Origin of the sequence: Cecembia lonarensis LW9 (assembly GCF_000298295.1) — a bacterium.
Lineage (GTDB): Bacteria > Bacteroidota > Bacteroidia > Cytophagales > Cyclobacteriaceae > Cecembia > Cecembia lonarensis.
The window spans coordinates 1-522 of sequence record NZ_AMGM01000345.1 but is presented as its reverse complement, the minus strand read 5'-3'; the positions used below and the strand labels follow the sequence as shown (position 1 = coordinate 522).

Genomic DNA, 522 nt, shown 5'->3' with positions numbered 1-522 from the left:
ACCATGAGTTCCGGCGATGCGGAACCGGCGAAACGACGGAGTGAGCATGAGCAGCGGGACCAAGACCAGCGCGACAGCAACCGTGCATGCGGCGGATAGCCACGAGGTGATCCGCGTGCGCGGGGCGCGGGTGAACAACCTCAAGGACATCAGTGTCGAGATTCCCAAGCGCCGCCTGACCGTCTTCACCGGGGTCTCGGGCTCGGGGAAGTCCTCGCTGGTCTTCGGCACCATCGCCGCCGAGTCCCAGCGCATGATCAACGAGACCTACTCGGCGTTTGTGCAGGGCTTTATGCCGACCTTGGGCCGCCCCGAGGTGGACACCTTGGAGGGGCTGACCACCGCGATTCTGGTAGATCAGGAACGATTGGGCTCCAACCCGCGTTCCACCGTCGGCACCGTCACCGACGCCAACGCGATGCTGCGCATCGTCTTTTCCAGGCTCGCTCAGCCGCACATCGGCTCCCCGCAGGCCTATTCCTTTAACGTCCCCTCGATCTCCGGGGCCGGTGCGGTCACCAT

General features: G+C 64.8%; 1 protein-coding gene. It reads left to right on the top strand.

The window, feature by feature from the left end:
- Window positions 1–46: 46 nt before the first annotated feature.
- Window positions 47–522 (top strand): P-loop NTPase family protein (locus B879_RS24365; RefSeq protein WP_497706798.1); only part of this gene is annotated, 476 nt, incomplete at its 3' end.